The sequence below is a fragment of the Vibrio sp. QJM3NY_26 genome, assembly GCF_057786005.1.
Map to the genome: position 1 here is coordinate 60,131 of NZ_CM173515.1, position 16,409 is coordinate 76,539.

Annotated in this window: 12 protein-coding genes; 5 read left to right on the top strand and 7 right to left on the bottom strand. The window is 44.1% G+C overall.

All coding sequences use genetic code 11. From position 1 onward, the window contains the following. Window position 1 precedes the first annotated feature (1 nt). Complete coding sequence (locus AC3CH4_RS00265) at window positions 2-1,294, bottom strand: serine/threonine protein kinase (protein WP_473577541.1); 1,293 nt, start codon at window positions 1,292-1,294, stop codon at window positions 2-4. A gap of 343 nt (window positions 1,295-1,637) precedes the next feature. On the opposite strand from AC3CH4_RS00265, the gene AC3CH4_RS00270 reads away from it, so the two are divergent. Then, on the top strand, window positions 1,638-2,879 hold the full coding sequence (locus AC3CH4_RS00270) for an NADH:ubiquinone reductase (Na(+)-transporting) subunit B (RefSeq protein WP_488543120.1): 1,242 nt from the start codon (window positions 1,638-1,640) through the stop codon (window positions 2,877-2,879). An 89-nt stretch (window positions 2,880-2,968) separates the two neighbouring features. Here AC3CH4_RS00270 and AC3CH4_RS00275 read toward each other — a convergent pair whose 3' ends face one another. From AC3CH4_RS00275 to AC3CH4_RS00295, 5 genes are all read right to left on the bottom strand, one after another. After that, on the bottom strand, window positions 2,969-3,220 hold the full coding sequence (locus AC3CH4_RS00275; protein WP_171313169.1) for a DUF6482 family protein: 252 nt from the start codon (window positions 3,218-3,220) through the stop codon (window positions 2,969-2,971). Window positions 3,221-3,469: 249 nt separating this feature from the next. Beyond that, window positions 3,470-4,063 carry an ECF-type sigma factor gene (locus tag AC3CH4_RS00280; protein WP_488543121.1) on the bottom strand — a complete coding sequence of 198 codons (594 nt, stop codon included), beginning with the start codon at window positions 4,061-4,063 and terminating at the stop codon, window positions 3,470-3,472. 2 nt (window positions 4,064-4,065) lie between these two features. After that, entirely contained in the window at window positions 4,066-5,382 is a 1,317-nt protein-coding gene (locus AC3CH4_RS00285; protein ID WP_488543122.1) for a serine/threonine-protein kinase, read from the bottom strand. 183 nt (window positions 5,383-5,565) lie between these two features. Further along, entirely contained in the window at window positions 5,566-6,921 is a 1,356-nt protein-coding gene (gorA, locus tag AC3CH4_RS00290; protein WP_054548012.1) for a glutathione-disulfide reductase, read from the bottom strand. A 188-nt stretch (window positions 6,922-7,109) separates the two neighbouring features. Further along, window positions 7,110-7,964 carry a 23S rRNA (adenine(2030)-N(6))-methyltransferase RlmJ gene (locus tag AC3CH4_RS00295; RefSeq protein WP_029222664.1) on the bottom strand — a complete coding sequence of 285 codons (855 nt, stop codon included), beginning with the start codon at window positions 7,962-7,964 and terminating at the stop codon, window positions 7,110-7,112. Between the two features lie 278 nt (window positions 7,965-8,242). On the opposite strand from AC3CH4_RS00295, the gene prlC reads away from it, so the two are divergent. Together prlC and AC3CH4_RS00305 are read left to right on the top strand one after the other, a co-directional pair. Continuing rightward, on the top strand, window positions 8,243-10,285 hold the full coding sequence (prlC, locus tag AC3CH4_RS00300; protein ID WP_488543123.1) for an oligopeptidase A: 2,043 nt from the start codon (window positions 8,243-8,245) through the stop codon (window positions 10,283-10,285). Window positions 10,286-10,439: 154 nt separating this feature from the next. Continuing rightward, window positions 10,440-11,680 (top strand): IS3 family transposase gene (locus AC3CH4_RS00305; protein WP_488543605.1). Its coding sequence is split into 2 segments (ribosomal slippage): window positions 10,440-10,812 and window positions 10,812-11,680, totalling 1,242 coding nucleotides; the frame shifts between segments, so codons are not numbered across the junction. Between the two features lie 58 nt (window positions 11,681-11,738). Here the strand turns inward: AC3CH4_RS00305 and asnC are convergent. Then, a complete protein-coding gene (asnC, locus tag AC3CH4_RS00310; protein WP_004735550.1) occupies window positions 11,739-12,203 on the bottom strand; it encodes a transcriptional regulator AsnC in 465 nt (154 codons plus the stop codon). Between the two features lie 125 nt (window positions 12,204-12,328). Here asnC and AC3CH4_RS00315 point away from each other — a divergent pair, with 125 nt between their 5' ends. Together AC3CH4_RS00315 and AC3CH4_RS00320 are read left to right on the top strand one after the other, a co-directional pair. After that, window positions 12,329-15,439, top strand: a complete 3,111-nt coding sequence (locus tag AC3CH4_RS00315; RefSeq protein WP_488543124.1) for an EAL domain-containing protein — start codon at window positions 12,329-12,331, stop codon at window positions 15,437-15,439. A gap of 141 nt (window positions 15,440-15,580) precedes the next feature. Next, window positions 15,581-16,360: a class I SAM-dependent methyltransferase gene (locus tag AC3CH4_RS00320; protein ID WP_102553914.1), complete on the top strand. Its 780-nt coding sequence runs from the start codon at window positions 15,581-15,583 to the stop codon at window positions 16,358-16,360. Window positions 16,361-16,409: the final 49 nt, after the last annotated feature.

The following is a 16,409-nucleotide window of genomic DNA, read 5'->3' on the forward strand; positions in this document are numbered from 1 at the left end:
ATTAATTATTGGATGACTTTTCTTTATTTTTGTTAATCACGGACTTTTCAGGTGATGGCGTCAGCATGGCTAATAGCATTTTTTGTTTAACGTCTTTGGGTAAATCAGGGTTTGATAATATCCGACGTCTAGTGAGTTCAAGCATCGTGCCTACTGACATTTTTGCTGCATCACTGCCTTTGGCATGAAACAGCAGGCTCGTCACTTCATACATCATCTCTTCCGCGACTAGCTTTTCTTTTTGTAGCTGGACATTCTTATGGAATATCGCTGTTGAAAATGTGGCGCCTGACAGCAGTAATAGGATCGTTAGAGCACTCTGCACCGGACGCCGCTTTAAGAGCTTTGCTAATGAATAGAGCGGCTGCTTCTCTCTCAAAGAAATGGGGCGGAACTCTAAGATACGTACTATATCTTGGCGCAATTCACTTACGCTGGCATAGCGACGATAAGGTTCGTGGTTTGTCGCTTTTTCTACAATTAGATTAATATCTAAGTTTGAAGAAGAGTCAAAAATCAATGCTAGAACCTTACCCAGTGAGTAAATATCACTTTGTTGAGTTAAGAAGTGACCTGCAATCTGCTCTGGGCTGGCATAGGCCTTGCTGTAGGCTGTTAGTATGGAGGCATCTGAGCTTTGGTGGGGTGCAGGTTGTTTGACCTTTTGGGTTAGATTGAAGTCGAGAATCTTAGGTGAACCCAAAGGGTCAATTAAGATATTTTCAGGCTTGAGATCAGCATGCAGTACTTGTTTCTGATGGGCATGTTCAATTGCTGAACAAATTTCTTTAAATAAACTGAGCTTTTGTTTTTCACTGAAAGAACGATTCTGTAAGTACAGAGAAAGTGTTTCCCCTTCAACCCGTTCCATCACAATGTAGACCGACTCTTCGTAGACTCCGCCGTCAAACACTTTGGCTATACATGGATGGTTTAAATGTGCGAGTAATTGCGCTTCTTGGAATAGAGCATGCTCACCTAAAATATGTGAAAGAGCTGGCTGTATGAATTTGATCGCTAAGTCTTGTTCAAAGGTCCTATCTGCTCGACTGGCTGAATAGACAACTCCCATACCACCGCGACCGAGCTCATGAGATATGTAGTATTTATCGACTAAGGTGTCGGTGAGGCTAAGTTCGGATCCTGTTGCTTGTTGTGCGTGAAAGCCGAGCAGTGATGTGATCTGCTCTGAGGATACTTCGTTAATGAGAGGAAGTATTTGCTGATATAAGCTGGGTTGTTCTTGCTCTAGTCGCTCTAAATAGAGACTTTTTTCCGCGTCGGAGAGATCCATGAGGTGATAAAAAACCTCAGTGGAACCACTGCTTTTATTTTGCACAACTGATCTTTTTTATGTTTTTTATTATGCGCGCATTCTATAAGAATTTTAGATGCTTTTTCGATATTTTTATCAATTGCATATGAAAAAATGAGCTAACGAGTCGCATTTTTGAGAAATGTTCAGGGAAAAATGATGTGTGATCTTCTCCCCAAAGTTTGGTTCTTGATTATTTCTCAGAGACTCATAGGAAATAGTTGGTTAAAGGTTCGCTTTATGAAGGTGGACTATGCAAATTGCTCTCTAACCTTATTTGTTTCGTATTGCCATTGACTCACATAAATGAGGTTATAAAGATATGAAATTGAATAAGTGGTTAGAGGACGTATCCCCTCAATTCGAAGCGGGTGGTAAGTATGAAAAATGGTATCCAGTGTATGAAGCGTTCGCCACCATATTTTATACGCCCGGCAACGTAAACCGAGGCCTGACCCATGTTAGAGACAGCATCGATCTCAAGCGCATCATGATTCTAGTGTGGTTAGCGACCTTCCCAGCCATGTTCTGGGGAATGTACAACGTCGGGCATCAGAGTGTTTCGGCGCTAACATCCAGTTATCAATTGAATGAACTCGCCTCTCTGATTGAGAGTAGTTGGCGCTTGTCGTGGGCATTTGGGGATGCACAATCATTGATGGCAAGCGGTTGGGGTAGCCAGATGCTGCTTGGTGCTCTTTATTTTTTACCCGTTTACGCCACGGTTTTTGTCGTCGGTGGTTTCTGGGAGGTGTTGTTCGCTGTCGTTCGCAAGCACGAAGTTAATGAAGGCTTCTTTGTTAGCTCGGTGCTGTTTGCACTAATCCTCCCGCCGACCATTCCGTTGTGGCAAGCTGCTCTAGGGATAACTTTTGGTATTGTTGTCGCCAAAGAGTTGTTCGGTGGAACCGGTCGCAATTTCCTCAACCCCGCACTCGCAGGTCGTGCATTTCTCTACTTTGCCTATCCGGCCAACATGTCGGGAGGCTTAGTATGGGTGGCAGCTGACGGCTATTCAGGTGCAACTCCTTTGAGTCAATGGTATGAAGGTGGCAGTACTTCGCTAATCAACAATATGACTGGCGAGGCGATAACTTGGATGGATGCGTTTATCGGTAATATTCCGGGGTCGATGGGTGAGGTTTCTTCACTGTTGATCATGCTGACGGGTTTGATTCTAATTTTTATGAATATTGCCTCTTGGCGTATTGTTGCTGGAGTCATTATTGGCCTTGTGGTGACTTCTAGTTTGATGAACTGGATCGGATCCGAAACCAATTCTATGTTTTCGATGCCCTTCTATTGGCATTTTGTTTTGGGAGGTGTCGCCTTTGGTACGTTCTTTATGGCGACCGACCCTGTATCAGCAGCCTTCACCAATAACAGTAAATGGGCTTACGGGATTCTTATCGGTGTTATGACGGTAGGTATTCGAGTGCTTAACCCTGCTTATCCAGAGGGCATCATGCTAGCCATCTTGTTCGCCAACCTGTTCGCTCCACTGTTCGACTTTATTGTCAAAGAGCAAAACATTAAACGTAGGCAACAACGAACATCGCGTTGATTTGAGTGTAGAGAGAAGTTACTCCCAATAAGAAAGGCTTGCATCGATGCAAGCCTTTCAATTTTTATCACGATTGATTTGAAGTTGATTTAACTCCACTTCAAATCAATCTCGAACGGTTGTGTGTTGCCACAATGCTCGCCGCACATTTCATCATAAGCGCTGTTATGGATAAGCGTCGCCGATGCTACACCTTGGTCACTAAAGTGGTCACGCGCCTGATTGACGCTCAAAAACTTCATTGGGTGCTGGTGGTTGTCTTTGATCAATTGCTTGTGCTCGCCAATGATTTGGTAAGCCAAGTAGATCCCGCCTTCAAATGATTCAATTAGTAGATTCATTACAAACTCCATTACTGTTCTAGATAGGTCTTCGTTTTTGTATCTACGTTGATGGTTGTTTGAAGGTTCATTTGGGGTAAAAATGAAAAAAACCAGAAGCACAGCTTCTGGTTTATCTAGTGGCAATCGAATCAACCACGAGGTCAATTGATTTTTGTTGTAACGCCGAAGCCTTGAATAATTTCGTCAACACATATTATCTTCATCTCACAAGATGCGAAATTATAGCGAAAGATCGTAAATTTAATTTCAATAAATTGGGTTGTGATGCGTGTTTATTTTTTTCGTTAACCAGAAGCGAGAAAATTTTAAGTCTTTTTCAATTAAGCTATCACTGCAGGTTAGAAGTTGGCTAATTTCTTGAGTTTGAAGGCCCATGAGGTATTTCAACTTGAATGCTTTCGATTGTCTTGGGTAATTCAATGTAAAATTTTCAACCACTTGATCCATAATGATTAGTTTCTCAAAGTGCACTTGTTCTTGATGGGTGATTGATGTGGGTTGTTGTCGTTTTTTTGCCTGTTGTCGTCGCGCATTATCAATGAGTATCTGTCGCATTATTTTTGCTGCCAGCAACAAAAAGTCACGAGTGTCTTTTATTGATTGGGTATCGGCAGAAGAGAGCTTTAGGTAAGCGTCGTGAACCAACGCCGTTGTATTGTTGATACTACTCCAGGATACCCAATAGCTTTGTTCATGTTTGCTTATACTTCTTTTTCGTTCATCTTGAGCGAGTGAATAAAGGTGTGAGTAAGCGAAATGATAGAGTTTTTGTTCTGCTTCTTTATGTCCTGCTTTCCAATCGCTCACAATGGATTCTATATCAGTCAGTTGGGTACTCATGGTTAGCAGTTTCCTTTTGTTGATTCGGCCCTAATTGTTCGTGGGGAAATTATCCGTAACAATTTCTTCTTTGTTTTTGTTGGTATACCAGGATCGCCTAAAACAGCTTTATGGGTATGTTTAAGTACTGTATTGATCGATGCTTTTGATTTAGGGCTTTCTTTTATTAGAGACAGTGTTCGGACAAATTGCTTTGTGACCCTTTCAGAAGCGCGCTTTTCTATTTGAAGTTGCTGGCTTTTTTTGATCAAAGGAGTGTAGAAACCTACACCACACCAAATGAGCACGGTAGACAAAGCACATTGAACCGGACGGCGTTGGCATAGCTTCAGAGCAGCATAGAATGGTTGGTCTTGGTATGCTGTGATTGGGCGGCAAGCGATTATCTGCTTAATGTCGTTGTAAAGTTCATTGGTACTTGAATAGCGAAGTAAGGCGTGGCTTCGTGTCGCTTTTTGAATTATGCAGTTTAGGTCACTCTGACTTATCGGTAGTTTAGGAAATATGAAACTTAAGATCTTTCCTAGAGCGTAAATATCACATTGGATTGTGGGTGGGCTTCCGCTGATTTGCTCTGGGCTAGCGTAGTCACGGCTGTAGGCATTGATTGTGATTGGGAAAGCAGACAACTGGTCACTGATTCCTCTCATTAAATTAAAGTCGAGTATCTTAGGGTGCCCCTCACAATCGATTAATATATTTTCTGGCTTTAAATCGGTATGCAGAACTTGGTGTTTGTGTGCGTGTGAAATGGCAGAGCATATCTTTAAAAATAGACTGAGCTTCTTTGTTTTATTCAGTGAATACGTAGCAAGGTATTCATTGAGGGTACACCCTTTTATGTGCTCCATTACGATATAAACAGAGCCCTTATAGGTTCCTCCATCCATCACTTTGGTTATATTTGGGTGATTCAACGTCGCAAGTGCTTGTGCTTCGTGAAATAAGTACTCTTTATCTATGAGGTGAGACAGTGTTGGTTGAATGAGTTTTATGGCAAGATTTTGATGAAATGTCTTGTCGACTCGAGTGGCAGCATAGACAACACCAATACCCCCACGACCTATTTCGTAAGAAAGGTGGTACTTATCAATGTATGTATCAGAAAAGTTCGCTTTTTTGTTTGTAGATTGGAGGGCGCCTACACCGAATATGCGCGTAATAGGCTCTAGCTTTGAGGTGCAGATAAAGGGATAAATCTTGTCATATAATTCGACTTGATGTGTTTTTAATTCTTTTAGATATTTTGTTTTTTCTACCTCAGAAAGATCCAATAATTGATAGAAAAGATCGGTTATATGGGTGTTGGCTACTGACATTGTCGCTTGTTCAAGAATTATTATGAACGGGATTCTATAAGTACAAGCTATAGATTTTGCTGAGATTTGACAATCTTTTATAATTTTTTACATATCAGTGTGTTGTGCGTTCTTTTTTTGTTCAAACTGGTTAATAAAAAGCAGGCCTAAGCCTGCTTCTGTCTTCAATCTTATAATTTGCGATTAACGCATCGTTACAAATTCTTCGCTGCCTGTTGGGTGGATAGCCACAACAGAGTCGAAGTCTGCTTTGGTTGCGCCCATCTTCATTGCAACGCCGAAGCCTTGAAGCATCTCATCAACAGTGAAGCCGATGCCGTGCAGGCCGACTACTGTCTCTTCTTCACCAGCACATACAAGCTTCATCTTACAAGGTTGACGGTGCTTGGTTACTGCTGTGTACATTGCAGTGAAGCCAGACGTGTAAACCTTGATGTTGTCTTTGCCGTACTTCTCTTCAGCTTCTTGAGTCGTTAGACCGATCGTGCCGATAGGTGGGTGGCTGAATACAACAGTAGGCACTAGCTCGTAGTCCATCTTAGCGTTCGTTTTGCCGTTGAATAGGCGTTCAGAAAGTTGACGACCTGCTTTAACAGCAACAGGTGTTAGCTCGATGCCGCCTTCCATGATGTCGCCAACACAGTAGATGCCAGGAACATTTGTCGTTTGGAACTCATCTACCTTGATGTAGCCGCGGTCGTTGGTTGCAACACCCGTTGATGCTAGGTTGATAGCGTCAGTCGCTGGGTGGCGACCGATAGCCCAAATTAGGTGGTCAACGTTTTGAGTGTTGCCGTTCTCTAGGTGCAGAGTCAGAGTACCGTCCGCTTCTTTCACAACTTCTTTAGGTACAGAATGCGTGTGAAGTGTTGGGCCTTCCGCTTCCATTACTTCAACCAATGTTTCGATGATCATTGGGTCAAAGCTACGAAGTGGTGACTCTTTACGACAGAACAGGTGTGTTTCAGTACCAAGTGCACTTAGTACGCCTGCGATCTCTACTGCGATGTAGCCTGCGCCGATAACCGCAACACGCTTTGGTTGCTCCATCAGGTCGAAGAAGCCGTTTGAGTCGATACCGTGCTCTGCGCCAGGGATGTTTGGAATAGTTGGACGACCACCCACTGCGATCAGAATGTGATCAGCTGTGTAGTGCTCACCGTTAACTTCAACAGTCTTCTCATCGACAAACTTAGCAAAGCCTTTGATTACGTTTATTTTGTTGTTACCCAAAACGCGATCGTAAGATTCGTGGATACGTCCAATGTACGCTTGGCGGTTTTCAACCAGCTTGCCCCAGTTGAAGCCTTTTACTTCAACGTCGAAGCCGTAGTCTTCTGAATATAGGTTGATCGCTTCAGCAACCTGAGCGCCGTGCCACATCACTTTTTTAGGAACACAACCAACGTTTACACAAGTACCACCAAGGTCTTGAGCTTCGATAAGTGCAACTTTTGCACCGTGCATTGCTGCGCGGTTAGCTGATGCGATGCCGCCTGAACCGCCACCGATACAGATGTAATCAAAATGAGTCGCCATTACTTTCTCCATTTATTGAAGGCTGTAGTCACAGTGAGAACACTGGATACCTACGTCCTATAGATTCTTAAATTGTCTAATTATTATATTGAGGGCAGATTGGTTGAACTCAATCTCCCTGTTTAAAATTTATTCGTGTATGTCACAGTCTATTGAAGATTCTTCAACCTATGCCATCGAGTTTGAGATTACTCGGGTACGATCCACTCTACTTTGAAGTGACCGGTTGCCGGCGCAATTGCTTCCTTCAAGAATGGAAGAATTTCATTCATTTGGCTTTCTAGCTTCCAAGGTGGGTTGATAACAATCATGCCTGATGCTGTCATGCCACGCTCGTTGGTGTCTGGTGATACGCCAAGTTCGATTTGTAGAATCTTGTTGATGCCTAAGCCTTCAAGGCCTTCGATCATGTCTTCGATGTCACAACGGTTTACCACCGGGTACCAAATTGCGTAGATACCGGTTGCCCAGCGTTTATGGCTTTGAGCAATCGCAGTCACGACATCGCGATACTCTTTTGCCAGCTCGTAAGGTGGGTCGATCAGAACTAAACCACGACGTTCTTTTGGTGGCAGGCTGCCCTTTAAGCGTTGGAAGCCATCTTCTTTATAGATAGACACCTGACGATCGCGGTGGAACTCTTGCTCAAGCAGAGGGTGATCGGCTGGGTGAAGCTCAGTTAATACCATGCGGTCTTGGTCACGCAGGTGCGCGCGAGCAACACGTGGTGAACCTGGGTAGAAACGCAGTTTCTCGCCATTATTGAGTGCTGAGATAGACTCAAGGTAGCTTTGAATGTCTTCAGGAAGATCTTGTTGGCCCGCTTCACTTGCCGACCATAGGCGTGCAATACCTTGTTTGTATTCACCGGTTTTTTCAGACCATTCATGCGTTAAGTCGTAACGACCTACACCAGAGTGAGTGTCATGATAAACAAAAGGCTTATCCTTCTGTTTCAAAGAATTAAGAATAAGGCTCTGTACGATATGCTTTACTACGTCGGCATGGTTGCCCGCGTGGAAGCTGTGGCGATAACTTAACAAATTAAACTCTCGTAACACTCTCGTTTTAGAGTGTGGTTAGTGTAGGTAGGGTTAATCTGACCATTATAACCCTCAATGAGCTATAAATTCTCGAACAATTCAGAAGCAGTCGCTAGCTATATGCAGTTAGTTATTGGTTCTACTATTGAAATTTGCCTTCATGGGCACTATTTAATAACTATTCGCAGGTGATTTTTTAGGGCGCTCCTTAGCCTGATGACTGTAAGACGACCTCATTATAAAAAGACGAAAGTCTCCAAAGCCAAAGGAATGTTTATATGTCTAATCCGCTATTAACCTTCACGGACTTACCTCCGTTTTCACAAATCAAGCCTGAGCACGTTAAGCCAGCGGTTGAGCAAGTGATTGAAGAGTGTCGCAACAAGATAGAACAAGTACTTGAAGGTAATACTTCACCAAGCTGGGACAACCTCGTTGCTCCAATTGAAGAAGTGGATGATCGTCTAGGCCGCATTTGGTCACCTGTAAGCCATATGAATTCTGTCGTGAACAGTGATGAATTGCGTGATGCTTACGAGAGCTGCTTACCTGTGCTGTCTGAATATGGCACTTGGGTGGGTCAACACAAAGGCTTGTTTGAAGCGTATAAAGCGATCAAGGCGAGTGAAGCATTCTCGGCATTAGACCAAGCTCAACAAAAAACCATTACCGACGCGCTGCGTGATTTTGAATTATCAGGCATTGGCTTACCAGCCGACGAGCAGCATCGCTATGGCGAAATCAGCAAGCGCCAGTCTGAGTTAGGCTCTCAATTCTCAAACAACGTGCTTGATGCAACCATGGGTTGGAGCAAGCAGATCACCGATGTGGCTGAACTGGCCGGTATGCCTGAATCAGCACTGGCGGCAGCACAAGCCGCAGCTGAATCTAAAGAGCAAGAAGGTTACCTACTGACTCTAGATATCCCATCATATCTACCTGTGATGACCTACTGTGATAACCAAGATTTGCGTAAAGAGCTTTACGAAGCCTATGTAACGCGTGCTTCAGATCGTGGTCCAAATGCAGGCAAGTGGGACAACACTGAGATCATCACAGAACAACTTAAGCTGCGTCATGAGATTGCTCGCATGCTTGGTTTTAGCACCTACAGCGAGAAATCATTGTCGACCAAGATGGCAGAAACGCCAGATCAAGTGCTTGGCTTCCTTAACGACCTAGCAGTGAAAGCCAAACCACAAGGTGAGCGTGAAGTAGAAGAGCTACGTCAGTTTGCTGAGAAAGAGTTTGGCGTGTCTGAGCTAAACCTGTGGGACATCGCTTATTACAGCGAAAAGCAAAAACAGGACCTGTTCGATATCTCTGATGAAGAGCTTCGTCCATATTTCCCTGAATCAAATGTGGTTTCAGGTTTGTTTGAGGTGTTGAACCGCGTATTTGGTATGTCGGTGACAGAGCGTGAAGGCGTGGATACTTGGCATGACTCGGTTCGCTTCTTTGACATCTTTGATGCGACTGGAACATTGCGCGGGAGCTTCTACCTAGACCTATACGCACGTGAACACAAACGTGGCGGCGCATGGATGGATGACTGCCGTGGTCGTCGCATGACTGAATCTGGCGAACTACAAACGCCGGTGGCTTACCTAACGTGTAACTTCAATAAGCCAGTCGGTGATAAGCCTGCGCTATTTACTCACGATGAAGTGGTGACGTTATTCCACGAATTCGGTCACGGTATCCACCACATGCTGACGCAAGTTGAAGCGGGTGCGGTTTCTGGTATCAATGGTGTGCCTTGGGACGCGGTTGAATTGCCAAGTCAGTTCTTAGAGAACTGGTGTTGGGAAGAAGAAGCGCTGTCGTTTATCTCTGGTCACTTCGAAACAGGTGAAGCTTTACCAAAAGAGATGCTAGAGAAAATGCTAGCAGCGAAGAACTTTCAGTCTGCAATGTTTATCCTGCGTCAGCTTGAGCTTGGCTTGTTCGATTTCACTCTACACACTGAATATGACCCAGAAGTCGGTGCTCGTGTTCTTGAGACACTAGCGGATGTGAAGTCTAAGGTGTCAGTACTGCCAAGCCTTGATTGGAACCGTTTCTCACACAGCTTTGGTCATATCTTTGCTGGTGGCTACAGTGCAGGTTACTACAGCTACCTATGGGCAGAAGTGCTATCGGCAGATGCGTTCTCTGCATTTGAAGAAGAAGGTATCTTCAACACTGAAACGGGTAATCGCTTCCTGAACAACATCCTTGAGATGGGTGGCAGTGAAGAACCTATGGAGTTGTTTAAACGCTTCCGTGGTCGTGAGCCACAAATCGACGCGATGCTGCGTCATGCGGGAATCAACGCGTAATTGCTATCATTTCCGTAACTGCGGTAGTTGCTTAGCTTTATTGCGAGTTAATTAGCTTTGTTACGAGCTAATAGCGAAAAGAGCCTCTAGTTAGAGGCTCTTTTTTTGTCTGTATGTCCCGTCCTGAAATGTGTTTACACATTGAGGACTAATGATGACCATTCCAAATAAACACTACGTTAAGCGCACTCAGCGTGATTACACACTAGGCTTTAAATTACAGGTTGTAGACGCTATCGAAAAAGGCGACATGACCTATAAACAAGCCCAATCAATTTACGGCATACAAGGTCGTTCGACCGTTCTTACTTGGTTAAGAAAGCATGGGAAATTGGATTGGACAAACAATCCAAGGAAGAGCGCGATGCCTAAATTACCGAGAGCGAATGAAACGCCTGTCCAAAAAATAAAACGACTAGAACAAGAGCTTGAAGATGAACGCCTCAGATGCCTTCTTCTCAATAGGGGTGTTGATATTCTTGATGCTGAGCACGGGATGTCGCTAAGAAAAAAGTATATAGCGAAGGAGCAAGAAGCCTTCAAAAAGAGAAGAAAGTAAGCTTAAGTAAAGCTTGCTCATTGCTCAATATATCTCGTCAGTGTGTCTATCAGAGAGAAAAGCGTGAGACCACTCGTCAGGCTGAGCTTGCTCCTGTGAAAGGAATGGTGCTTGAACTAAGGCGGTTTATGCCTCGGTTGGGAGCTCGTAAGCTCTATTTCTTACTAAAGCCTAAGTTGATAGCTAAGGGAATAAAACTTGGCCGTGATGCTTTGTTTAATTACCTCAGGGAAGAGCGCCTACTCGTTAAGCCGAAACGAAGTTATACCAAAACAACGAACAGCAGGCACTGGATGAAAAAACATCCGAACTTGCTAAAAGAAGTCGTTCCGTCAAAACCAGAAGAAGTTCTGGTGAGCGACATTACTTATGTTCAGTCAAATGAGGGCGTTCACTACTTGTCATTGGTTACCGATGCCTTCAGCCGTAAAATCATGGGGTATGAAGTCAGCAATGAAATGAAAGCGAGCGATGTTGTGAAGGCTTTAGATATGACGGTAAAAACTCGATGTTATTGTCATGCGACAATCCATCACTCAGATAGAGGGCTTCAGTATTGCTCAAACCTCTATCAAGAGAAACTTAAAAAGTATGGCATAACACCATCAATGACAGATGGTTATGACTGTTACCAAAACGCTTTAGCTGAGCGGGTCAATGGTATCCTCAAGCAAGAGTTCTTGCTTACTCAATGCAAAGATCTTCGCGAGTTGAAAACACTTGTTGAAGAGTCGATTTATACGTACAACGAAATGAGGCCACATCTCAGCCTAGGTATGAATACGCCAAATAAGATGCATGAAAAAAGCCAGCAACTTGCGTTACTGGCTTACTAAAATCGTCAACGTATTTTAGGACGAGACAGTATATCATCTTAAATAAGACCAATAGGCGTTATGGATTGACGTTACGATTGATCGGGTTCTGCAATGAAATCAATGTCTCTGTTGATTGCACTTCATCGATCGCTTGCAGCTTATCAATCAATACAAATTGCAGCTCTTCTATCGATTTACACATCAACTTGACGAAAATATTGTAGGCGCCGGTGGTGTAGTAGGCCTCAACCACCTCATCTAAAGCATTGAGTTTGGCAATGGCTGAATGGTAATCGCGGGCCGCATTGAGGTTGATGCCAATAAAGCAACACACGTCGTAACCTAACTTCTTAGTGTTTACCACCACTTCTGTACGCTCAATAATGTCAGCCGATCTCATTTTTTCTATTCGAACGTGAATTGTCGCAGGGCTAACATCGAACTGCTTGGCCATTTCAGCATAAGGCGTGCGCGCGTCTTCCATTAAAGTTTTTAGAATGGCACGGTCTAGGTCATCCAGGCGAGCGGTGGTTGTGGACATGCAGAATCCTTAGATTGAATGAAATCAGACTAGCTAGAGTACACATCATAGCCAAGGGTGATAATATTAGCAGCAACTATAGTGTTAGGGTGAATTCAGTGCGATTTTCGTTGTTATTAATTTTGATGTGTTGGAGTTTTTTTACTTCAGCACAAACAAAAGATGTGTTGGTTATTCACTCTTACCATCAAGGATTTTTTTGGACAGACAGTTTCCAAAAAGGGTTGGCAGAAGAGCTGGATCGAACCCGCTTGTCTTATCGAGTCGTATATCTCGATAGTAAACGCACACAGAATGCTGAATATTTGGAGCGCGTGTATCAACTCTATAGAACTAAATTGATGCACGAAGACTTTGCCGCCGTTGTCGTGAGTGATAACAACGCTTTGAACCTAATGAAGCGATTGGCTCCGCAATTAAAGGGTACGCCTGTGATTTTTGGGGGAATTAACAACTTTTCACCAGGCATGATTGAAGGGTTGAATGCGACAGGCGTAACCGAAGACACCGATATGGCGAGCAACATCGAACTGATTAAGCGCCTTCAAACGTCGGTAAAAAGAATTCATGTGGTAACCGATCACTCGGTCACTGGCGAGGCTGTTCGTAACCAGATTGATATCTTCCTTGAAAACAACCCTGAGATGTCAGGTGTTGTGAAGCATTACACGCCAGACACTTACCAAGAATTGATAGCATTTACTCAAAAGGCAAAGCCGGGTAATGGCTTGTTATTCTGGGTTTATTTTAGAGACATCAACGGTCGTGTGACTAGCAATGAAGATTGGCGTGAATTAAATAAAAAAAGCCAAATACCTATCTATATGGTTAACGATTTAGGCTTGGGGCATGGCGCTATTGGCGGTGTGATTCAAGGAGGAAAGATTCAAGGTCGAGAGGCTGGAAGCATACTTTTAGAAGTACTTGATAACCCATCAGCTCCATTGCGCGCCGTGGTTCCAGGTGCTGCTGAAATTAAACTCGACTATCAACAAATCTCTCGCTGGAACCTAGGCGCAGAAAATGAAGCATCGGTGACTTTCTTAAACAAACCCAAGCCATTTTGGGTTCGTTATCACGATGAAATTCGTACGATCGGCCTACTTTTCTTAAGCATGTTATGTGTGATCGTCACCTTGATGTACTACCTTAATCGCCTTCAAAAAAGTGAACGTACAAGCCGTCAGAGCCAACTACTTCTTGAGTCGATATTCGATCAAAGCCTGCAATTTATGGGAATTATTGATAAGGGTGGAGTGTTACTGTCGAGCAACAGCAAGTTGCATGAACTTTTGTATAATCAAGGCTATAAATTGGGAACACCTCTTCAACATCACCAACACTGGGAAGACTCGGCTAGGCAGGTGTTGAAGGAGTATTTCATCTATCGAGAGGAACATCAGGTTTTACGATTTGAAGCTGAAGTGTGGTGTCGTGATCGCGGGGCAATGGTGTTGGATGTTTCATTAAAGCCAATGCCGGGCAGTGAAGGGGATGATAATCAATTCTTGTTTGAAGCGCGTGATGTCACCTCACGTAAACTCGCGGAAAACAAACTGTTCCAACGTGAAGCCAATCTAAAGCTGTATTACGACAAACAACCAGTAATGATGATAACGCTCGATGGCAATAACCGTATTCAACAAGTGAACCAGTTCGCTGAAGAACTACTGGGGTACCCACTTGATCAGCTATTGGGACATCGACCACGAGAGTTTTATGTCGATGAAAACGCGATGATCCCACGTCATATCTTACTGCAACCACAGCATAAAATTCGAGGCGTGTGGCGTCGTGATATCGAATATCGTCATGCCGATGGCAGCACCATTTGGATTCGTGAAAATATCCGTCCGCTAGTGGAATCGGATCAACTGTTGATTGTTGGTGAGGACATCACCGAAACCCACGAGCTTTCTGAAAAGTTAGAGTATCAAGCGCGTTACGATTTATTGACTGATACCTTCAACCGCAACCACTTTGAACAAGAGCTGCAAAAGGCGCTGAAAGAAGTTGAAAGCCACATGCGAACTCATGCGATGTTGTTCTTAGATTTAGACCAACTGAAGGTGTTGAACGATACTGCGGGGCATGAAGCGGGAGATGCTGCAATCATGTTCAGTGCCAAGCTGCTGGAAGAGGTATTGCCATACAATGCCGTGTTAGCGCGTATGGGGGGCGATGAGTTTGCAGTATTAATGAAAGATTGCACTGAGCGAGATGCGGTGAATGTGTGTCGCAGTATTATTTCGACGATGAGCGAGAACCCATTCTTGTGGGGTGATATTCGCCTTAATCTTACCAGCTCTATTGGTATCCGATTGATTGACCATACTGCGGCCTCACCACAGATGGTACACGCTCAGGCCGATGCTGCTTGTCATGCTGCTAAAGAGGAAGGGCGTAATCGCTATAACCTTTATCATCTAGATGACGAAGATCTCCGTCGCCGTCATTTGGAAATGGAGTGCGTTAGCCTTGTACATGAAGCCTTGGCTAATGATCGCTTAGAACTGTTTGCACAACGTATCCTTGGTTTAGATAAAGACAGCGAGAAAATGCACTTCGAAATCTTGGTGCGGATCAAAAACATCAAGGGTGAATATATTTCTCCGGGGATCTTCATGCCAGCCTCGGAGCGCTACAACATAGCACACCTGATTGATCGCCAAGTCGTGAGCCAAATATTGAGTTGGCTGGAACAACGCCCATTAGTGATTGATGAACTTGGCATGTGTTCAATTAACCTCTCTGGTCATTCGATGGGTAATCGAGAATTTGTCGAATTCTTGATTGAGAGCTTGAGAGACTCGTCGATACCGTGCCATAAAATCTGTTTAGAGATCACCGAAACGGCCGCCATGAGCAACATGAAACAAGCGATCAAGTTCTTCACGCGACTTAAAGAGTTGGGCTGTATGATCGCCTTAGATGATTTCGGTTCAGGGTTATCGTCGTTTGGTTACTTAAAGAAACTACCGGTCGACATCGTGAAGATCGATGGCTTGTTTGTGCGTGATATTGCGGTCAACGAGATGGACCATGTGATGGTTCGCTCGATCAATGATTTAGCTAAGCAGATGGGTAAACACACGGTGGCCGAATTTGTTGAAAACACGCAGATCATCGACAAGCTGATCGATCTTGGCGTGAACTATGCGCAAGGCTACATCATTGGCCGACCTAAGCCACTTGAGGAATTAGTCGAAGAGTTACAACAAGAGCGAATTCTATAAGCTCTTTGGTTGCTTATAATCTCTTTGGCTGAGCTCAGGCTTTATCGTGAATACTTTTCTCGGTTAATATGTATTGTTGAGGCGATCAGGTAAACTGATTGCCTCTTTTGTTTTGAATACTACTGTCTGTTGGAGACGACCTTGCAACTACAACTGATTTGCGAAGATGCTACCCAAATCGATCATTTAAATGACTTAGCGACCCGTTGGAATTTATCCCATGATGAAAACAGCGACTTTGCGTTGGTTCTGACGAGCGAGCGACTTGAGTTACGCAAAGTGGACGAACCGAAACTTGGCGCTATCTTTGTTGATTTAGTCGGAGGCGCAGTCGGTCACAGACGTAAGTTTGGTGGTGGTAAAGGTCAGGCGATCGCCAAGGCGGCTGGTTTAAACAAAGGCGCAACGCCAACCATTCTTGATGGTACGGCAGGCTTAGGGCGTGATGCGTTTGTGTTGGCTTCTTTAGGTTGTAAGGTGCAAATGGTCGAGCGTCATCCTGTTGTGGCAGCCTTACTTGATGATGGCTTACAACGTGCGCAGCAAGATCCAGATATTGGCGGTTGGGTAACTGAACGTATGAAGTTGATTCACGCTTCGAGTCATGACGCTTTAGATAAGCTAAGCGATGATCCTAATTTCGCACAGCCAGATGTGGTCTACCTTGACCCAATGTACCCGCACCCCGAGAACAAAAAGAAATCGGCTTTGGTTAAAAAAGAGATGCGCGTATTCCAATCTTTGGTTGGCGCAGACATGGATGCAGATGCGCTATTGCAACCCGCCCTTAAGCTCGCATCAAAACGAGTCGTGGTGAAAAGACCGGATTACGCAGCTTGGTTAGGTGAGCAAAAACCGAGCATGGCGATAGAAACCAAAAAGAACCGATTTGACGTGTATGTTAAAGCATCAATGACTTAGCAACACGTTAAGAAAGTTTCCCGTCATAAATACGATAAATTACTATTTA